Genomic DNA, 18709 nt, shown 5'->3' on the forward strand with positions numbered 1-18709 from the left:
GCTGTAACCAGCTTCGAGGAGGAAGCGCCGATGATTTCATGGAAAAACCACTTTCTTTACCAGGTTGATTATCAACACTGGGCCAATGACAAACTGCTTGCGAGTTGTGACAAGCTGTCGGATGAAGTACGCAAACACGAAGAAGGGCTACCCTTCCGAAGCATTCATGGCACAGTGAATCACCTTTTGGTGATCAATTTGAAATGGCTAGGGCGATTACAAGGCGAACCCAAGGACTACAAACTCGACCAGCAGCTTTTTGATGAGTGGCGAGAGTTAAAGTTGGCGTTAAAACAAACAATGCGGCAAACCCAGCATTGGGTAGAAGCCCAGCCAGAGTCGTACTTCGTCGGAGAATTGCACTTCAAAACATCGGCCGGTGTTGAACAGCACAATTGGATTCACGACGTGTTGACTCACTTTGCGACCGACTGCGCCCATTATCGCGGCCAGATAGCAGGCTTAGCGGTACGTCTTGGCGCACCAACTGTCGACATGGACTTCATTAATTACCGCCGCGATATGCAGGATAGCCTTGCTCATTCGAAAATAGCCAAAGGTAACAACCCAGGCCGATGACGATCTCAAATTTGTTTTATAAGAGAACAGTGTAGTAAAGGTTAAAACGCCACCCGAGAAATTGGGTGGCGTTTGTTTGTTTACGAAAGATGACTACAACCGGATTGGCACAGGCTTAACTACACTTGCTACCGAGGCAGCATTGCTTTGGTACTGCTTGAGCTTGTCCTCCCACTCCCGTTTCACAGTTCCATAGGCGGCCAACTTGATATGGCCATAGCCACGAATCTGTTGGACGAAGCTCAGAATTTCAGCAGCAGCCGGCAATTTCTCACTATTCAAGCCCGCCAGTACTGCATCCAGGCTCTGCTCAAATTCACCGATCAGGCGACGCTCCATTTTACGGTCTTCGGCGTAGCCAAATACATCCAGCGCAGTCCCACGCAAGGCTTTCATCTGAGACAGCATACCAAAAGCGCCCATTATCCAGCTACCCAGCTTGAACTTCTTGGCTTGGCCATTCTTGGCCAGCCACTGTAACCAAGTAGGTCCCAGGCTGAAGTTCAATTTGTAATTACCGTCAAACTGTTCGGCCAGCTGCTTATGGAACTCGCCATCGGTATAAAGACGTGCCACTTCATACTCGTCCTTGTACGCCAATACCTTGAAGTACGCGCGGGCGGCAGCCCAGGTCAATAGTTCAGACTCCGGCGCAGCACGGCGCTCCGCCAATCGCACCTTATCTATCATTGAACTGTAACGGGAGGCGTACGCCGAATCCTGGTACTGCGTCAGATCGGCAACCCGACGGGCAATAAATTCATCCAACGTCTGGTTGGCCAGCTTGATTGCCTGACGTACCTGCGGGAAGGCAATCTTCTCGACCCGTATCCTGTCCACGGCTGTATGGCGTCCCCAGACAAACGCTTGCTGGTTCATTTGCACAGCCGCCCCGTTAAGTTCGATTGCATGCATGATGGCCTCGCCCGACACCGGGATCAGCCCTTTTTGCCAAGCATAACCAAGCATAAACATATTGGTGGCGATAGAATCCCCCATCAATGCTGTAGCAATTTGCGTGGCGTCAACTTGATCAAAATGTCCCTCCCCGACTGCCTGTTTGACTGTATCGAGCATCGAATGCGAGGGGAACTTCATGTCCGGGTTTTTGGTGAAGTCACCCGTCGACGCCTCAAAGCCATTGAGCAATGCAAAGGTGAAATCGCGCCGCATCTTGGCTAAGCAGTCATTGGTGGCTGTCACCACCATGTCGCACCCCAGCACCACATTGGCGTCGCCTGCCGATATCCGCACGGCATGCAGCTTGTCCTGTTCCTGCGCAAAACGCAGGTGTGTCGTTACTGCCCCGCCCTTTTGCGCCAAGCCCGTTTGGTCCAACACCGTCGTACCAATCTCATCAATACGCGCCGCCATACCCAATACGCCACCAATGGTCACCACACCGGTACCACCAACACCCGTCACCAGCACACTCCAAGGCCGCTCCAGTCCAGGCAGCCTGGGTTCTGGCAGGGCCGGTAGGCTGGCGAAGGCTTCTGCACCCAGTTTCGACCGCTTGGGTTTAACTTCACCTTCAAGGGTCACGAAGCTGGGGCAATAGCCTTTGAGGCAGCTGAAATCCTTGTTGCAACTGGACTGGTCGATCTTGCGCTTACGGCCGTATTCGGTTTCGACCGGAATCACCGACAAGCAGTTGGACTGCTTGGAGCAATCGCCGCACCCCTCACAAACACGCTCATTGATCACCACACGCCGTGGTGGGTCGACCATCTTGCCGCGCTTGCGACGACGACGCTTTTCTGCGGCGCAGGTCTGGTCATGGATCAGGATGGTGACGCCCGGTGTCTCGCGCAGTTCGCGCTGGATGCGGTCCAGTTCGTCGCGATGGTGCACCGTAATGCCGGCAGCCAAGCCCTGCACGCCGTTGTATTTCTCGGGTTCGTCCGAGGTGATGACGATCTTGCTCACCCCTTCGGCTTCCAATTGGCGAGTCAGCATCGGCACCGTCAACGTGCCATCTACATGCTGGCCGCCCGTCATAGCTACCGCATCGTTGTAGAGCAGTTTGTAAGTGATATGCAGCTTGGCGGCAACGGCTTGGCGTATCGCCAGAATGCCCGAATGGAAGTAGGTGCCATCACCAAGGTTGACGAAGACATGCTCGGTATTGGTAAACGGCTGTATGCCTGCCCAGGTAACGCCTTCGCCGCCCATCTGGCTGAACATCTTGGTGCCCGGCGTCACCCACATCGCCATGTAGTGGCAGCCAATACCGGCCAGAGCCAGCGAGCCTTCAGGCAACTTGGTGGATGTGTTATGCGGGCAGCCAGAACAAAAGTAAGGCTGACGCAGAATGATGTCGCGCGGCTTTTTCAGGGCATTTTCTTTTTCGTCGAGAAAGCGCAGCCGTTCTTCAATAACCGGGCTGGTGTAGAAGCGGGAGATGCGGGCGGCAATGACGCGCGCAATCATCGCCGGGGTAAGCTCACCGGCAGCCGGTAGCAACCAGTTGCCCTCCGGCAACGTCCATTCGCCCTTTTCATCGAACTTGCCGATCACACGCGGGCGTACATCTTCCTGCCAGTTGTAGAGTTGTTCCTTAAGCTGGTATTCCAGCACCTGACGTTTCTCTTCCACCACCAGGATTTCATCCAGCCCCTCGGCAAAAGCATGGGTGCCCTCGCTTTCCAAGGGCCAGGTCAAGCCCACCTTGAATATGCGCAAGCCAATATCCGCAGCCAGCTCTTCATCAATGCCAAGGTCGTCCAACGCCTGCATGACGTCGAGGTAGCTCTTGCCCGCCGTCATGATGCCCAGCCGCGGTTTAGGCGAATCGACAACAATCTTGTTCAGCTTATTGGCCCGCACATAAGCCAATACGGCATACAGCTTGTGGTGCAGCAGACGCTCTTCCTGCACCAGAGGGGGGTCGGGCCAGCGGATATTGAGCCCACCAGCCGGCATCTTGAAATCGGTAGGCAGTATGGGTTGGACACGATCCGGGTCGATCTCGACAATCGCGGAAGATTCAACGGTGTCCGAGATGGCCTTCAGCGTTACCCAGCAGCCGGAATAGCGGCTCATGGCCCAACCGTGGATGCCAAAATCCAGGAATTCCTGCACACCAGCTGGGTTTAGCACCGGCACCATAAAGGCATCAAACGCGTGGTCGGTCTGATGTGGAAGGGTGGAAGACTTGGCCGCATGGTCATCCCCCGCTATCAGCAGTACACCACCAAGGGCTGAAGAGCCCGCCGCGTTGCCATGGCGAATTACGTCGCCGGAACGATCGACCCCAGGCCCTTTGCCGTACCACATGGCGAAAACACCGTCGTACTTCGCGCCTGGAAACAAACCGACTTGCTGTGAGCCCCACACAGCAGTCGCACCCAAGTCTTCATTTACACCGGGAAGGAAGACCACCTTGTGTGGATCGAGGTATTTCTTGGCCCGCGTCAGTTCTTGATCAAGCCCGCCCAATGGCGAACCACGGTAGCCAGATATAAAACCTGCGGTATTCAAACCCGCCGCCAGATCACGCTGGTGTTGCAACATCGGCAAGCGCACCAAGGCCTGGGTACCCGTCATGAATGCAAGGCCCTTGGCCAACGCATATTTATCATTCAGGGAGATAGCGTTTCCCATTGTGTCTCCTTCTTTGGCTGAAGGCCGCTGCTCTATTGGCAGCGGTCGTGGCTTGTCCTGCGTTGTCGCTTTTGGCTGGGCGCAGGAAGGGCGAATAAGCTTTGTCAGGAATGCGCGCGCATTTTAGGCGCATTGTCGAGCAAATGCTCTGCTTATTTGACGTTAACGTCAATCATTGGCAATAACGCATCAATCAAGTGCTCGATTGACTACTTACTGATTAGTAAGTATCTTGTATATCAATGACTTGACCCCAGGCTAATCAACTCTGGCACGGAGATATGATGGATAACGTATCGACACTTACGGTTTTGACAGCGGATGGCTATGCGCTGGCCGCACGTCGTTACCAACCCACTCGTCCTCTCCAAGGAACGGTGCTTTTGGTTTCGGCCATGGGGGTACCACAGCGCTTTTATGCGCCATTTGCCCAATGGCTGGCGGAGCAAGGCTGGCTTACGCTGAGTTTTGACTACCGCGGCATGGGCGATTCGCGGCAGGGGCCGCTGAACGCGCTGGATATCGATGTAGTTGGCTGGGCGGAACATGACTGCGCCGCCATGGTCGATTGGGCAGCCCAGCAAGCCCCAGGCAAACCGGTAATATGGATCGGCCATAGTCTGGGAGGTCAATTGCCTGGTCTGACACCCAATATCGGCTTGGTTGATCGCATCCTAACCATCGCAGCGGGCAGTGGGTATTGGCGCGAAAATGCCCTAACCCTCAAACGCAAAGCTTGGTTATTGTGGTTTGGTTTTGCCCCGCTGCTCACCCCTCTGTTTGGTTACTTCCCCGGTCGCCGTCTGGGGATGGTGGGTGATTTACCCGCCCGGGTGATGCAACAATGGCGGCGTTGGTGCCTGCATCGCGACTACGCGGTTGGTGTGGAAGGTGAACCTATCCGTCAACGTTTTGCCGCTGTGGAGGTATCCATCACCGCATTCAGCTTTAGCGATGACGAGATGATGTCGGCACGTAATATCGCCTCGCTGCATAGCTTTTACAAACGCAGCGAGGTGCAGATACAGCAGATAAAACCACAGGATATGGGGCTTGGTCGCATCGGCCATTTCGGCTTTTTCAAGGCCACCAACCGCGACACACTTTGGCAGCCGCTCATAAGTCCACAGCTGAAAACGACCAAACATGCTGTGGATGCACGGAGTGCAGTCGCATCGAGCCAATTCCTGAGACAAGTCAACGCGTAACAGCCGTAGCAGTAAACAAATCTTGCAATGACATACGCCGGCTATGTACCGGCGACAACCTTACCGTACTGGAGCCCGACATGCCTCACGCACCCTACCCACATCTGCTCGCCCCGCTCGACCTTGGCTTCACCACACTGAAGAACCGAGTGTTGATGGGTTCGATGCACACCGGCCTGGAAGAATCCCCCAATGGGTTTGAGCGCATGGCAGCCTTTTATGCCGAACGTGCGGCAGGTGGCGTGGGATTGATCGTGACCGGCGGTGTCGCGCCAAATGAAGCGGGTCGGGTATACGAAGGCGGCGCAATGCTGCATAACGCCGATGAAGTGGCACATCACAAGATCGTCACCGATGCCGTGCATGCCGCCGGCAGCAAGATCTGCCTGCAAGTGCTGCACACAGGCCGCTATAGCTTTCAACCCAAGCCGGTTGCGCCGTCACCCATCACTTCGCCCATTGCCTTCTACGAGCCACTTGAGCTGACCGACGAACAAATCCTGCAGACGATAGACGAATTCGCCCGTTGCGCTGTCTTGGCCAAAGAGGCTGGCTACGACGGTGTGGAAGTGATGGGTAGCGAAGGCTATCTGATCAACCAGTTCATCGCCGAAAAGACCAACAAGCGTACTGACCGCTGGGGGGGTAGCTTCGAAAACCGTATGCGCTTCCCGGTCGAAACCGTGAAAGCGGTGCGTGAGCGGGTCGGCACCGACTTCATCATCATCTATCGGCTATCGATGCTGGACTTGGTCGACAATGGATCAGTACTGGCGGAAACCATTCAGCTGGCCAAGGCGGTCGAAGCCGTAGGCGCCACCATCATCAATACCGGCATTGGCTGGCATGAAGCGCGTATTCCCACCATCGCCACCATGGTGCCGCGCGCAGGGTTCACTTGGGTAACGAAGAAGCTCAAGGGTCACGTCAATATCCCGCTGATCACGACCAACCGTATCAATATGCCGGATGTCGCTGAAGAGGTACTGGCCCGTGGCGATGCCGACATGATCTCCATGGCCCGCCCATTCCTCGCCGACAGCGAATGGGTGAAGAAAGCGGCGGAAGACCGTGCGCTGGACATCAATACCTGTATTGGCTGCAACCAAGCCTGCCTGGACCATATCTTCCAAGCCAAGATGACCACCTGCCTCGTTAATCCGCGTGCTTGCCACGAGACAGAGCTGAACTACACCCCAACTGCACAGAAGAAAAAACTGGCCGTGGTCGGTGCTGGCCCGGCGGGCATGGCGTTCGCTTCGGTAGCGGCCGAGCGTGGACATGATGTCACTTTGTTTGAAGCCAGCCATGAGCTAGGCGGCCAGTTCAATGTGGCCAAGAAAGTACCGGGCAAGGAAGAGTTCCACGAGACGCTGCGCTACTTCAAGCGCAAGCTCGACCAGACCGGGGTGAAGATTCGCCTGAACCACCGCGCCACCTCTGCCGACCTGGGCACCTTCGACGAAGTGGTGCTCGCCACCGGCATCCAACCGCGCAGGCTCGATATTCCGGGCATCGACCACCCCAAAGTGCTGAGTTATCTGGATGTAATGCGGCATGACAAACCGGTGGGCAAGCGGGTAGCCATCATTGGCGCAGGCGGTATTGGTTTCGATGCAGCTGAATACCTGACTCACGAAGGCACACCCACCAGCCTCGACACTGATGCATTCCTACGCGAATGGGGCATCGACAATACACTGACCGAGAAAGGCGGCTTGGCGGCAGCCGGCCCACGGCCCCATGGCTCGCCACGCGAGGTATGGCTCTTGCAGCGTAAGGCATCAAAGGTTGGCGATGGTCTGGGTAAGACGACAGGCTGGATTCACCGCCAGAGTCTGAAAATGAAGAAGGTCGAAATGCTCTCCAGCGTGACGTACGAGAAAATCGACGACGCTGGCTTGCATATCCGTATCAAAGACCTGGCCCAGCTGTTGCCGGTAGACAATGTGGTGATTTGCGCAGGGCAGGAGCCACTACGCGAATTGGAGGCCGCGTTGAAGAACGCAGGTAAGACGGTACACCTGATCGGCGGCGCGGATGTCGCGGCTGAGTTGGACGCCAAACGCGCCATCAACCAGGGCTCCCGCCTCGCTGCCATCATCTAGACCACTCGTATTGATGGCTAGGTATTGTTGACGTAACTTGCTGGATTGGGCGAAACCAATCGCTGTTTGACTGGTTTCGCCTTTCGGAATTACTGCTTTTGTACTTATATGTTCAGTCCTAGAAATTAATGGTTCAATCCTGTCTCCGGAATAGAATGAAGTACTATTGGGCACCTCGAAAAACCCCATTTTTACAAATCCATGCTCAATGATATCAATAACTTGTGTGCCAACTATCATCAAAAAGCATAGTTATTCGAGGTGCCCTATTGATTGCCTGTAACCGAGCCTGAAAGGTTCAAGGTCGATCCAAACCAGCAATTGCCGGGAATGAACATCTAAGAACCTGTCTAAAGTCTGCTGTGCGTCGGCAATATGGCGTTGAAAACACCCTCGGCATGCTCATTTACCACTTGTAAACTCCGCTTCCTCGGCTGTTTTCGCCTTATCTTGCCCTAGCTCGCGAGACTTTAGACAGGTTCTAAGCGTATCTGTGAAAAACACTAAAACGACGCCTAATAAGGCGTCTTTTTTCAATGCAGAAACGAATTAAGATCTTTTGCGGCGAAATGCAAAACCTGCCAGTAAACCCAAGCCTAATAGCGCCGCGGTCGTTGGCTCCGGAACATGAGTTACTTGGCCGTCTCGTACATTGAAAATATAACGACCGTTCACATCAGAATTCAAGCTGCCATGAATTAGGCCGGTTGGATTATCATCCAAGAACGCCCGAGTAGTACGCGAGCCAAAGAATTCGTAATTGTTAGTTCCCCCATCGGTATACCCCACCGTAGCCGGTTTACCGCCAATTCCATTGATACCATCGCTTGCACTACCTGTTTCCCAGAGGATTTTATCGTAATTGAATTCGATATCGAAATTCCCTAAACCCGTTTCTGATCGATCCGTCAAAATCAGCTGGAAGGAATTGAGTTTATTGCCTTGCCTATTAAAATAACCAACGTCAATCCAATTAACACCAAATACTTTATGGCCCGCAATAGTATCTGTGCCATATCGTACTACCCCAGAGTTTGTTGCGCGTGTATCGACATCGGCAAAGAATGGCGCAAGAATAGGGAAGCTTATGTTGCCTAAACCAGATGGGCTAAATGCACTTAATTTGTTGAGGAAGGTAACATTTCCATTATTATTAACATACAGTTGACCCATATTTTTCATTGAATAGAAGTCAACATTAAATCCAATATCCACCAGGCCGGTAGAATTGTCGTCGTTGGCAGCTAGTGCAACGTCATTAAATAAGTTGCTATCACGAATGGCGGCTGCATTGGTGCTTGCGCAAACAAGTGTAAGCGCCACGGTAAATAGGTGTGTAAACAGTCTCATTTTAAAGAAAAGCCTTTTTAATTGAAGTCATTTCAATGTAAAAAGCATTATCTATGCCGGAAAATATTTTCTTATTAAAGTCAGCGCCTTATGTCTGACGAACGGTTTTTGTCTCTTGAGCATGTAAAGAAATCCGACAAGTAGATGCCCGCATCCCAGTAAATCTTAGGGTGCGGCTAAGGAAGGGAAATGTAAGAAAAATAGTCTACTACAGCAATATTTTGAGATATTTTAAAGAGGTTTCTGCATTGAGTTAAAAGTAATACTTTAATCGTAATTCGGCTTCCCGTTTGATAAGACTGGTACCTTTACGCTCTATATATTTAACGCTGGCAGCATGATTTTTACCCATGGGAAAATATTGTTGAAAGGCCCACTCATCAAATCTTTCGCCACTGTTACGCTGGTTATGATTTTGCGTATAAGAGATAAGCGACTTCATACCATGCACTTCACGGGCGATGAAACCAATTTCTGGATTCAGGTAACCATAGAATGCCTGGTTTGCATATCCGGCACCTACGCTTAGCAAGCCATATACATCAATATCGCGGTTAATACGCGTAGTAAGTCCAAGCCCCCCAGTAGCGATTGGAACAGCTTTACTTTCTAGCTGCTGATTATACTGTGGTAATAATCCTAGCCTGAACCGCCCAGACCAACCTTTCGTGAAAGTATCATATGGAATGAGCGATTGCACGGCATAGATTGTTAGTTCATCCAGCTTTATTCGGCGGCGATCAATGTCATAGCTTAAATTTAGTTCAAACAAGCGTAGCTCGTTTTCGCTGAAATACTGTCGATTATCATCTTCAATTTGATGAGATGTCGGCAATATCCCAAACTTCAAAATACGAGCGTGTTTTCCATATAAAAAACCGGCATAGACTTGAGCGTCTTGAGGCGTAGCAGTTGGTTTTTTATACTCACTTGCATCTAGTGTTTGGCCTGGAAATAGCCGATGTTTTACTTTATCCAGTTTATTGGCATAAGAAAGCCAATCCTGGCGTGGCATCTGAGATTGCTCGAACAGGTAGTTGTTATAAGCATTAGCAAGTTCTAGATCAAAGAAGCTTGGTACTACTATTTCGGATTCGGTAAAGCTATTTACCTCTCGTTGCTCTACGGCGTGGCGTACAAGCGCTGTCCTGTCGCTAGGCATATTTTCGTTGAGCATACGCACTATCCAGCGACTTGATGCACGGACGGTGGTTTGCTGCACCAAGCCTTGTTCAGATACCGACTTGATCACATCATTAGGAGTTAACCACCAACCTTTCGGCTCGCGTAACGATGGTGCTGCTACGGCAAGGATAAAATTCACCAGTGTGGCGCAGTTATAGCTATCAAAAAAATAAGTCAATTCAGTTTGTTTGAGTTCATACAGGTGCAGCTGAACCAGATTACGTACCTCGGGTGAGAGGTTGAGCCCGTATTCCCATATATTTCGCTGTTCACCGAGTACATATCGCTCTGTTTTTTCTTGATATGGAGAGAGCGTGTAATAGCCTCGTTTTCCTATCACTAAGCTGTCATAGAACAGCTTGGGTAAATTAAACGTGCCTGTATCCGTAAAAAAAGAAATAGCGTGTTCTACAGGTATCTGTTCCTCATTCATTCCCGCTATCTTTAGAAGTAAATGCCCCATCATGCTTGACGGCTGGGTAAGATTTTCGGAGGCAAATACAACGGCAACTGAATCTACTGGCGCGCGTTTGCGAAAGTGCTGCAATGCTTCACAGGATTCGAGAGGTAGGTTAGGTGCATTGAGTTTTTGTTTCAGCCATGTATAACGCGCGGGGAAGCGGCACTGACTGCCTGTATTTTCTACATTAGGGTCGTACAGCAAAGCGAGTGTCTGTAATAGTTCTTGCTTAGCTGAAAAATTGGGGTGACTAAGCACAAAGCTCTTGTCAAAGATGCGAGTTTTGCCGCCGCTTATATGCAGTAGCGCAAGCCAGGTCGGATCTTGATCAAGATGTAACGTAATGGCATTGGTCTGCAAACGCTGAACAACCGTATCTTCTCCTCGCGCCAGGGCAGGGAAAGATAACCAGATCAGTGAGGAAAAAAAAGCGGCTAGTAAGCCGCTTTTCCAAAACATGGCCTGTCTCATTACTTACAGGATACAACCACGCTGTCTTGGTATGACCACATTTTCTCTGTGGCATAGTCAGTGGTAGAGCCAAATACGCCACCACTCAAGATATTAATAAAGAATTTGGAATCAACCTTCTTTTCCAGCGATGTTTCTTTGGTGCAGTTGGGTGTTTCGGCTACCAGAACTTTGTCCAATTTCTGGCGCTTAACTGTAACTACACCTGGCGCATCGAAAGTTTTACCATCGATCGAAACTTTAGCCGGTTGGCCATTCGATGTTGCTACATTAATTTTTTGAGTCTCTTCGTTCAAAATCGAAGCGCAACCAGACAACAGCACAACAGCGGAAGCACTCGCAACCAGTAACATTTTTTTCATTAGCAGCATCCCAAAGTCAATAGTTATTAACTTCTTATATTATTAAGAAGTGGGCGCGCATGATACTCGTCAGATTTAGTAATCGCAAACCCATTTTCCATGTTGATACACGTGTATGTGACAGGGTTTACACAGATAACTCACCATAAACCTTGTCCGTACATATGCTGTTAATTAGGGCTGCCCTAGCCTCTGCGTAAAGGCACTAACGCTATTAGCTATAATTATGCGTCCCTTAGATTGGATAGGTGGTGATGGGTGTGTAGTGCACTATCATCCCAAGGCGAATTCTTGCGTAGTAAAGTTACGAGCCTTTGGGGAATTCCAACGCATTATCAACGGTTTGCCTTGCCCGTGTTGGCATGAGAAGCGATAATGCGGCCGATTTTGTACGACCTACTCTCTAACTAAGGGTCGTTTGTTTTCTTCACACTGGCTCCTTCTCTACGTTGGTTTTCAAGGTGGGCGAGGGGGCGGTTAGCGCCGATGGCGTGTTCGTTTGACTGGAAAAGAGATCCCAATGGCTGCCTCACGTACCCAACTCGCCAACGCAATTCGCGCCCTATCCATGGATGCTGTGCAACAAGCCAACTCAGGCCACCCTGGTGCGCCGATGGGTATGGCTGAAATCGCATTGGCCTTGTGGGGCAGCCATTTGAAGCACAATCCGCAGAATCCCAAGTGGGCCGATCGCGACCGCTTTGTGTTGTCCAATGGGCATGGTTCGATGCTGATTTATTCGCTGCTGCATCTGACCGGCTACGACTTGCCGATTGCAGAACTGAAGAACTTCCGCCAATTGCATAGCAAGACGCCGGGCCATCCTGAATATGGTTACGCGCCGGGCATTGAGACCACTACGGGCCCTTTGGGTCAGGGTATTGCCAACGCAGTCGGCATGGCCATGGCAGAGAAGCTGTTGGCAGCGCAATTCAACAAGCCGGGCCATGAGATTGTTGACCACTACACCTATGCCTTTATGGGTGATGGCTGCTTGATGGAAGGGATTTCGCACGAGGCTTGCTCGCTGGCAGGTACGTGGGGGCTGGGCAAGCTGGTGGCGTTTTGGGACGACAACGGCATCTCTATCGACGGGCATGTCGAAGGTTGGTTTACCGATGACACTCCGAAACGCTTTGAAGCTTATGGCTGGCATGTGATTGCCGGTGTGGATGGACATGATGTCGATGCCGTATTGGGGGCGATTGCTGCTGCCAAGGCCGAGACCAGCAAGCCAACGTTGATCTGCTGCAAGACGGTGATTGGCAAGGGCTCGCCCAACAAGGCTGGTACCCATGATGTGCATGGCGCCGCGCTTGGTGCCCCCGAAGTAGCCGCTACCCGCGAAGCGCTGAATTGGCCTCATACACCGTTCGAACTGCCAGCCGAGGTTTATGCCGGTTGGGATGCAAAGGCGAAGGGTGCCGAAGCTGAAGGCAATTGGAACAATCGTTTTGCTGCTTACCGCGCTGCCCACCCTGAATTGGCAGCTGAATTTGAACGCCGTATGGCGGGTGATTTGCCGGCTGACTGGGCCGAGTTCAAGGCTGCTGCTATTGCCAAGATCAATGATGCGGCTCAAACCGTGGCTACTCGTAAGGCTAGCCAGATTGCCCTGGAAGCCTATTCCCCCAAATTGCCGGAATTCTTGGCGGGCTCTGCCGACTTGACGGGTTCTAATCTGACCAACTGGTCAGGCAGCAAGTGGATCGATGGCCAAGGCAATGGCAATTACATCAGCTACGGTGTGCGCGAATTTGGCATGGCCGCCATCATGAATGGCATGACCTTGCATGGTGGATTGCGCCCTTACGGTGGTACTTTCCTGATGTTCAGTGAATATGCCCGTAATGCTTTGCGTATGGCCGCGCTGATGAAGATCAATCCGATCTTTGTATTCACGCACGATTCGATTGGCTTGGGCGAGGATGGCCCGACCCACCAGCCAGTGGAGCAGACCGCTACCCTTCGTTACATCCCCAATATGGACGTGTGGCGTACCTGCGATACCACTGAGACGGCGGTGGCTTGGGCGATGGCTGTTGAGCAGAAGACCCGCCCGAGCAGCTTGGTGCTGAGCCGTCAGAATCTCGCGTTCGTACCACGTAGCGCAGAACAGATCGCCAACATTGCCAAGGGTGGCTATGTGCTGCGCGATGCTGATCGTGGTGCTGCGCAGGTGATATTGATTGCTACCGGTTCTGAAGTGGAGTTGGTGCTGAAGGCGCAAACGCAGCTGGCCAGCGAAGGGATTCGTGCCCGCGTTGTCTCTATGCCTTCGACCAATGTGTTCGACCGCCAGGATTCAGCTTACAAGGCATCGGTGTTGACTCATGGTGTGCCACGAGTGGCAGTGGAGGCGGGAGTTTCAGACTTCTGGCGTAAGTATGTTGGCTTGGAAGGTGCTGTGGTAGGCATGGATACCTTTGGTGAATCTGCCCCTGCTCCGCTGCTGTTCAAGGAGTTCGGCTTCACAGTCGAGAATGTGGTGGCTGCTGCTAAGTTAGTGCTGTAACCATCTTTTAGTTTTACTGCAATAGAAAGCCCTGCAATTTGCAGGGCTTTTCATTTGCTTGTGTATAGGGGTTCTGTGGGGCTTTATCTTGCGATAGGGAATCAGGATTTCCCGCATGCCGTAATGCCATAATGCCGTTCCTGCCTCGTTTGTAGTCCCCTTTCATATAAGCAGACGGTTACAATCGCGCCCTTTGTAGTTTAATTGGCGCCGACTACATCTGGCTGCCCAGTAAGGAGAATCCTAGTATGTCCATCCGCATCGCCATCAATGGCTACGGACGCATCGGCCGCAATGTTCTGCGTGCAATTTATGAACTGAACCGCGGCCAGGATTTCAAAGTCGTCGCTATCAATGCTTCAGGTGATATCGATACCAATGCACACCTCACGCGCTTCGATACGGTACATGGCAGATTCAACGCCGATGTGCGCGCTGATGGAGACTGGCTGCGCATCAACGATGAAAACATCCGTTTCTTTTCCACGCGCAACCCGGCTGAATTGCCTTGGGGTGATTTAGGCATTGACCTGGTTTTGGAATGTACCGGCGCTTTCACCAGCAAGGCCAAGTGCCAGGCACATCTTGATGCGGGTGCAAAGAAGGTTTTGATCTCTGCTCCAGGCGACAAGGATGTGGATGCGACGGTTGTTTATGGTGTCAATCATGGTGTGCTGACACGTGATATGACCGTAGTCTCGAATGCTTCTTGCACCACCAATTGCCTGGCGCCAGTCGCCAAAGTATTGAATGACTGCATTGGTATTGAAAAAGGCTTGATGACCACCATTCATGCCTACACAAATGACCAAGTTCTGACCGATGTACGCCACAAAGACCTGCGTCGTGCGCGTTCGGCCACACAAAGCCTGATTCCGACCAAGACGGGCGCAGCAGCAGCTGTTGGCTTGGTATTGCCGGAACTGAACGGCAAGCTCGATGGATTTGCGGTGCGTGTGCCCATCATCAATGTCTCGATGGTTGACCTGACCTTTAATGCGGCGCGTAACACCAGCAAGGAAGAGATCAATGCCGTAATGCGTGATGCTGCTGGTGGTGGACCATTGAAGGGGGTACTGGGTTACAACGATTTGCCCTTGGTGTCGATCGACTTCAACCATACGAGCGAGGCCTCGATTTTTGATGCGACGCTGACCAAAGTGAGTGGCAGCGATCTGGTCAAGGTCAGCGCATGGTATGACAACGAATGGGGGTTTTCGGTGCAGATGCTTAATACTGCGCGCGCCATGATGAAAGCCCAGTAACGCGGGCTTATCCTACACAACGCCATGGTGATTTGCCGTGGCGTTTGTGTTTGAAATGCCAATGCACGAGTGAATAGGCGCTTCTGTAGTAGCAGGAGCCTGCTTACATCTACGCTGCACGCTAGACTTCTGTTTTTCCACTTCCTACTCAAGCCCACCATGAACTTCAAGAAACTCACCGACCTTGCCCTTGTTGGAAAGAAAGTCCTGATTCGCGTTGATATGAATGTGCCGGTCAAGGATGGCAAGATCGGTGACGACACCCGTATTCGTGCATCGCTTGCCACGATCGAACACTGCCTTAAGGCCGGTGCAGGCGTGATTCTGATGACGCACCTGGGTCGCCCGACCGAAGGTACGGTTGCCGAGGAAGACAGATTGGCTCCGGTTGCCAAGCGCCTGGGTGAGCTGATTGGGCGTGATGTGCCAGTGATTACCGATTGGACCGGGTTTCAAATCAAGGCGGGCGAATTGGTGCTGCTGGAAAATATCCGTACCAACGTGGGCGAGAAGAAGAATAGCGATGAGCTGGGCCAGCGCTATGCAGCGCTGTGCGATGTGTTCGTCAACGATGCCTTTGGCACGGCACACCGTGCGGAAGCCTCTACCCATGCCGTTGCCAAGTTTGCCCCAGCGGCTTGTGCGGGCTTATTGATGGCTGCCGAGCTGGATGCATTGGGCAAAGCGTTGGCGCAGCCGGCAAGACCGTTGGTGGCCATTGTGGCGGGCTCGAAGGTCTCAACCAAGTTGACCATTCTTGAGTCGCTGGCCGACAAGGTCGACCAGTTGATAGTCGGTGGCGGTATCGCCAATACCTTCTTGCTGGCCGAAGGTCGTCAGATTGGCAAATCGTTGGCCGAGCCTGACTTGCTGGACCAGGCACGCAGCGTAATCGCCAAGATACGTGCGCGTGGTGGGGATGTGCCATTGCCTACCGATGTGGTGGTGGGCCAAAAGTTTGATTCGAATGAGCCAGCGGTTATCAAGCCTTTGGCCGCGGTAACCAACAGCGACATGATTTTCGACATCGGGCCTGATTCAGCCAAGGTGCTGGCAGAGGTGGTTGCCAAGGCCGGCACCATTGTCTGGAATGGTCCGGTTGGTGTGTTCGAGTTTGACCAATTCGGTAAAGGCACCGAGACTTTGGCCCGTGCCATTGCTGCCAGCCCTGCCTTCAGCATTGCTGGTGGGGGCGACACGCTGGCAGCTGTATCCAAGTATGGGATCACCGAGCAGATTGGTTATATCTCTACCGGTGGGGGTGCCTTCTTGGAATTCCTGGAAGGCAAGACACTGCCTGCGGTGGAAATACTTGGTCAGCACGCATAAGTTGTTGCCGCCGGTGTATGTCTTTTGTCGATGAATAGCAGGCAAGCACCGGCCAAACGAAATGTAGTAAGGATTACACCACTACATTTCGTTTAAAATTCCGCAGGCTTAATAACAAATTCCCGGAGTTCTTACTATGTCCCTCGTTTCAATGCGCCAGTTGCTCGATCACGCCGCCGAAAATGGCTATGGCTTGCCTGCCTTTAACGTGAACAACCTGGAGCAGGTCCTTGCCATCATGCAGGCGGCCGACGAGTGCAATAGTCCGGTGATCATGCAAGGCTCGGCCGGCGCCCGTAAGTATGCTGGCGAAGCCTTTTTGCGCCACATTATTCTGGCGGCGACCGAAGCCTATCCGCATATCCCGGTGGTCATGCATCAGGATCATGGTGCTTCGCCGGCTGTTTGCATACAGGCCATGCGTTCGGGCTTTTCCAGTGTGATGATGGATGGCTCGTTGATGGAAGATGCAAAGACACCATCCAGCTACGAATACAACGTGGATGTAACGCGTAAAGTGGTCGAGATGGCTCATGCGATAGGCGTGAGCGTAGAGGGAGAACTGGGCTGCCTGGGTAGCTTGGAAAGCGGCATGGGCGAAAAGGAAGACGGCCACGGTGCTGAAGGCGTGTTGAGCCACGACCAGTTGCTAACCGACCCCAACGAAGCGGCTGACTTTGTCAAAAAGACCCAGGTGGATGCGTTGGCCATTGCCATTGGCACCAGCCATGGCGCTTATAAGTTCACCCGCAAGCCTACGGGCGATATTCTGGCGATTGACCGCATCAAGGCCATTCACGCACGTATTCCAAACACGCACTTGGTCATGCACGGTTCCAGTTCTGTACCGCAGGAATGGCTGGAAATCATCCGCCAGTATGGTGGCGAGATGAAGGAAACCTATGGCGTGCCGGTGGAAGAGATTGTGACCGGTATCAAGCATGGTGTACGTAAGATCAATATCGATACCGATATTCGCTTGGCCATGACCGGGTCTATCCGCCGTTTCCTGGCGACGCAAAAGAGTGAGTTCGACCCGCGTAAATTCCTCAAGGAAGCCACTGTGGCAGCCAAGGATATCTGCAAGCTGCGATTCGAGGCTTTCGGCTCGGCAGACCAAGCCGGCAAGATCAAGCCAATCAGCATGGAAAAAATGTCGGACCAGTACAAGAAGGGGGAACTGGCTGCTGTGGTTAAGTAATCTACGGTAAAGGTTTCACATGAAACGACCCACGCTAAGTGGGGCGTTTGCATATGTTTGTATTGAAAAGGTGCTTGAGACAAAGCGAGATGAGTAAGCTTTTCTTTTTTCAAGCCAAGTAGGTTTATGGCTGTATTTTGAAAATACGTGGCATAGGGTTTTTGCTATTTGCTCCAAACCAGCGCTCGTAAATACGTACGGCTTCGCCTGATTTTTCCATGTCAATTAACGCGTCATTGACCGCGTTTACTAGGTTTTTTTGCCCCAACCGGATACCCACTGCGCTGGCTTTGACGTAGAGCGGAAAGCTAGACAATTCATAGGCATTAGTCGGCTGTAGCTGGGATATAAGACTGTTTAATACGGGTGTAGAAGATGCAATTCCATCCACCAAACCAGCGTTTAACTGCTTAACCAAGTCAGGCTTGTCGGAGACCAAAACTAACTTTGTGTCAGGGAAGTCTTTGGGCATCCCCGTTGCTAGGCTTGATCCGTTTGTAATACCTACGACAGCACCTTTCATGTCTTCTTCTGCTTTAAAGCGGCCAATTTTGCCCAATACTCGTTCTTCAGCAATGTAATAGCCAACACTGAAATCAACTTGCTTTGTACGTTCGGGTGTCTTGGAAAAGTCGGCAACAATGATATCAATGGTTTTATTGTTGAGCATCGGTATGCGATCCGACGATTCGATAGTATGCAGTACGGGTTTTACCCCAAGTCGCTTGGCAATACCCATTGCGAATTCGATGTCATAGCCTGTAACTGTTTTGGTGGCAGGGTCGTATTGGGAAAAGGGAGGAGATGAATCCTTTACGCCTATTCTGATGCTGCCATGTTGTTTGATATCAGCAAGGTCATCTGCCAATGCGGTACCAAGCATTAACAGCATTAGAAACGATATGAGACGCATGGGATTCTCCCAGGAGCAATCGGCGTTCTATTAATAACTGATGTTACGCAGTGCATACGATAACCTGTCGCCATGAAGAACAAAGAACTCGATTTGTACACCGACTATTTGCTGAGCACGTTTGGTGCGGCGACAGCAACGGGCTTGTCGGCGATGG

At 51.9% G+C, this 18709-nt stretch carries 12 protein-coding genes; 7 read left to right on the forward strand and 5 right to left on the reverse strand.

The window, feature by feature from the left end; genetic code table 11:
* The first annotated feature begins 30 nt into the window (after window positions 1-30).
* Window positions 31-579 (forward strand): DinB family protein, encoded by a 549-nt coding sequence (locus CSQ89_RS04480; RefSeq protein WP_099404985.1) that lies wholly within the window; start codon window positions 31-33, stop codon window positions 577-579.
* Window positions 580-672: 93 nt separating this feature from the next.
* Here CSQ89_RS04480 and CSQ89_RS04485 read toward each other — a convergent pair whose 3' ends face one another.
* Window positions 673-4185, reverse strand: coding sequence for an indolepyruvate ferredoxin oxidoreductase family protein (locus tag CSQ89_RS04485; RefSeq protein WP_099404986.1), 3513 nt, complete (start codon window positions 4183-4185; stop codon window positions 673-675).
* 281 nt (window positions 4186-4466) lie between these two features.
* On the opposite strand from CSQ89_RS04485, the gene CSQ89_RS04490 reads away from it, so the two are divergent.
* Complete coding sequence (locus tag CSQ89_RS04490) at window positions 4467-5393, forward strand: alpha/beta hydrolase family protein (protein WP_099404987.1); 927 nt, start codon at window positions 4467-4469, stop codon at window positions 5391-5393.
* A gap of 80 nt (window positions 5394-5473) precedes the next feature.
* On the forward strand, window positions 5474-7501 hold the full coding sequence (locus CSQ89_RS04495) for an NADPH-dependent 2,4-dienoyl-CoA reductase (RefSeq protein ID WP_099404988.1): 2028 nt from the start codon (window positions 5474-5476) through the stop codon (window positions 7499-7501).
* 549 nt (window positions 7502-8050) lie between these two features.
* Here CSQ89_RS04495 and CSQ89_RS04500 read toward each other — a convergent pair.
* The 3 genes from CSQ89_RS04500 to CSQ89_RS04510 form a co-directional block, all read right to left on the reverse strand.
* Window positions 8051-8851, reverse strand: coding sequence for a nidogen-like domain-containing protein (locus tag CSQ89_RS04500; protein WP_099404989.1), 801 nt, complete (start codon window positions 8849-8851; stop codon window positions 8051-8053).
* A 253-nt stretch (window positions 8852-9104) separates the two neighbouring features.
* Window positions 9105-10955 carry a lipoprotein N-acyltransferase Lnb domain-containing protein gene (locus CSQ89_RS04505; protein ID WP_158228901.1) on the reverse strand — a complete coding sequence of 617 codons (1851 nt, stop codon included), beginning with the start codon at window positions 10953-10955 and terminating at the stop codon, window positions 9105-9107.
* An 11-nt stretch (window positions 10956-10966) separates the two neighbouring features.
* Window positions 10967-11329, reverse strand: coding sequence for an adenosine deaminase (locus tag CSQ89_RS04510; RefSeq protein ID WP_099404991.1), 363 nt, complete (start codon window positions 11327-11329; stop codon window positions 10967-10969).
* A gap of 520 nt (window positions 11330-11849) precedes the next feature.
* Between CSQ89_RS04510 and tkt the strand changes: the two genes are divergently transcribed.
* From tkt to fba, 4 genes are all read left to right on the forward strand, one after another.
* Window positions 11850-13844 (forward strand): transketolase, encoded by a 1995-nt coding sequence (tkt, locus tag CSQ89_RS04515; protein WP_099404992.1) that lies wholly within the window; start codon window positions 11850-11852, stop codon window positions 13842-13844.
* 248 nt (window positions 13845-14092) lie between these two features.
* On the forward strand, window positions 14093-15109 hold the full coding sequence (gap, locus tag CSQ89_RS04520) for a type I glyceraldehyde-3-phosphate dehydrogenase (RefSeq protein ID WP_099404993.1): 1017 nt from the start codon (window positions 14093-14095) through the stop codon (window positions 15107-15109).
* 159 nt (window positions 15110-15268) lie between these two features.
* A complete protein-coding gene (locus CSQ89_RS04525) occupies window positions 15269-16438 on the forward strand; it encodes a phosphoglycerate kinase (protein ID WP_099404994.1) in 1170 nt (389 codons plus the stop codon).
* A gap of 136 nt (window positions 16439-16574) precedes the next feature.
* Complete coding sequence (gene fba / locus CSQ89_RS04530) at window positions 16575-17639, forward strand: class II fructose-bisphosphate aldolase (RefSeq protein WP_099404995.1); 1065 nt, start codon at window positions 16575-16577, stop codon at window positions 17637-17639.
* A gap of 124 nt (window positions 17640-17763) precedes the next feature.
* Here fba and CSQ89_RS04535 read toward each other — a convergent pair whose 3' ends face one another.
* Window positions 17764-18552, reverse strand: a complete 789-nt coding sequence (locus CSQ89_RS04535) for a transporter substrate-binding domain-containing protein (RefSeq protein WP_099404996.1) — start codon at window positions 18550-18552, stop codon at window positions 17764-17766.
* Window positions 18553-18709 lie beyond the last annotated feature (157 nt).

The organism is Chitinimonas sp. BJB300, from assembly GCF_002735695.1.
Lineage (GTDB): Bacteria > Pseudomonadota > Gammaproteobacteria > Burkholderiales > Chitinimonadaceae > Chitinimonas.

Coding starts and splice junctions, on each gene's coding strand:
- CSQ89_RS04535 (WP_099404996.1), bottom strand. CDS start 18,552: ATGCGTCTCATATCGTTTCTAATGCTGTTAATGCTTGGTACCGCATTG.
- fba (WP_099404995.1), top strand. CDS start 16,575: ATGTCCCTCGTTTCAATGCGCCAGTTGCTCGATCACGCCGCCGAAAAT.
- gap (WP_099404993.1), top strand. CDS start 14,093: ATGTCCATCCGCATCGCCATCAATGGCTACGGACGCATCGGCCGCAAT.
- CSQ89_RS04510 (WP_099404991.1), bottom strand. CDS start 11,329: ATGAAAAAAATGTTACTGGTTGCGAGTGCTTCCGCTGTTGTGCTGTTG.
- CSQ89_RS04500 (WP_099404989.1), bottom strand. CDS start 8,851: ATGAGACTGTTTACACACCTATTTACCGTGGCGCTTACACTTGTTTGC.
- CSQ89_RS04485 (WP_099404986.1), bottom strand. CDS start 4,185: ATGGGAAACGCTATCTCCCTGAATGATAAATATGCGTTGGCCAAGGGC.
- CSQ89_RS04495 (WP_099404988.1), top strand. CDS start 5,474: ATGCCTCACGCACCCTACCCACATCTGCTCGCCCCGCTCGACCTTGGC.
- CSQ89_RS04490 (WP_099404987.1), top strand. CDS start 4,467: ATGATGGATAACGTATCGACACTTACGGTTTTGACAGCGGATGGCTAT.
- CSQ89_RS04525 (WP_099404994.1), top strand. CDS start 15,269: ATGAACTTCAAGAAACTCACCGACCTTGCCCTTGTTGGAAAGAAAGTC.
- tkt (WP_099404992.1), top strand. CDS start 11,850: ATGGCTGCCTCACGTACCCAACTCGCCAACGCAATTCGCGCCCTATCC.
- CSQ89_RS04480 (WP_099404985.1), top strand. CDS start 31: ATGATTTCATGGAAAAACCACTTTCTTTACCAGGTTGATTATCAACAC.
- CSQ89_RS04505 (WP_158228901.1), bottom strand. CDS start 10,955: ATGTTTTGGAAAAGCGGCTTACTAGCCGCTTTTTTTTCCTCACTGATC.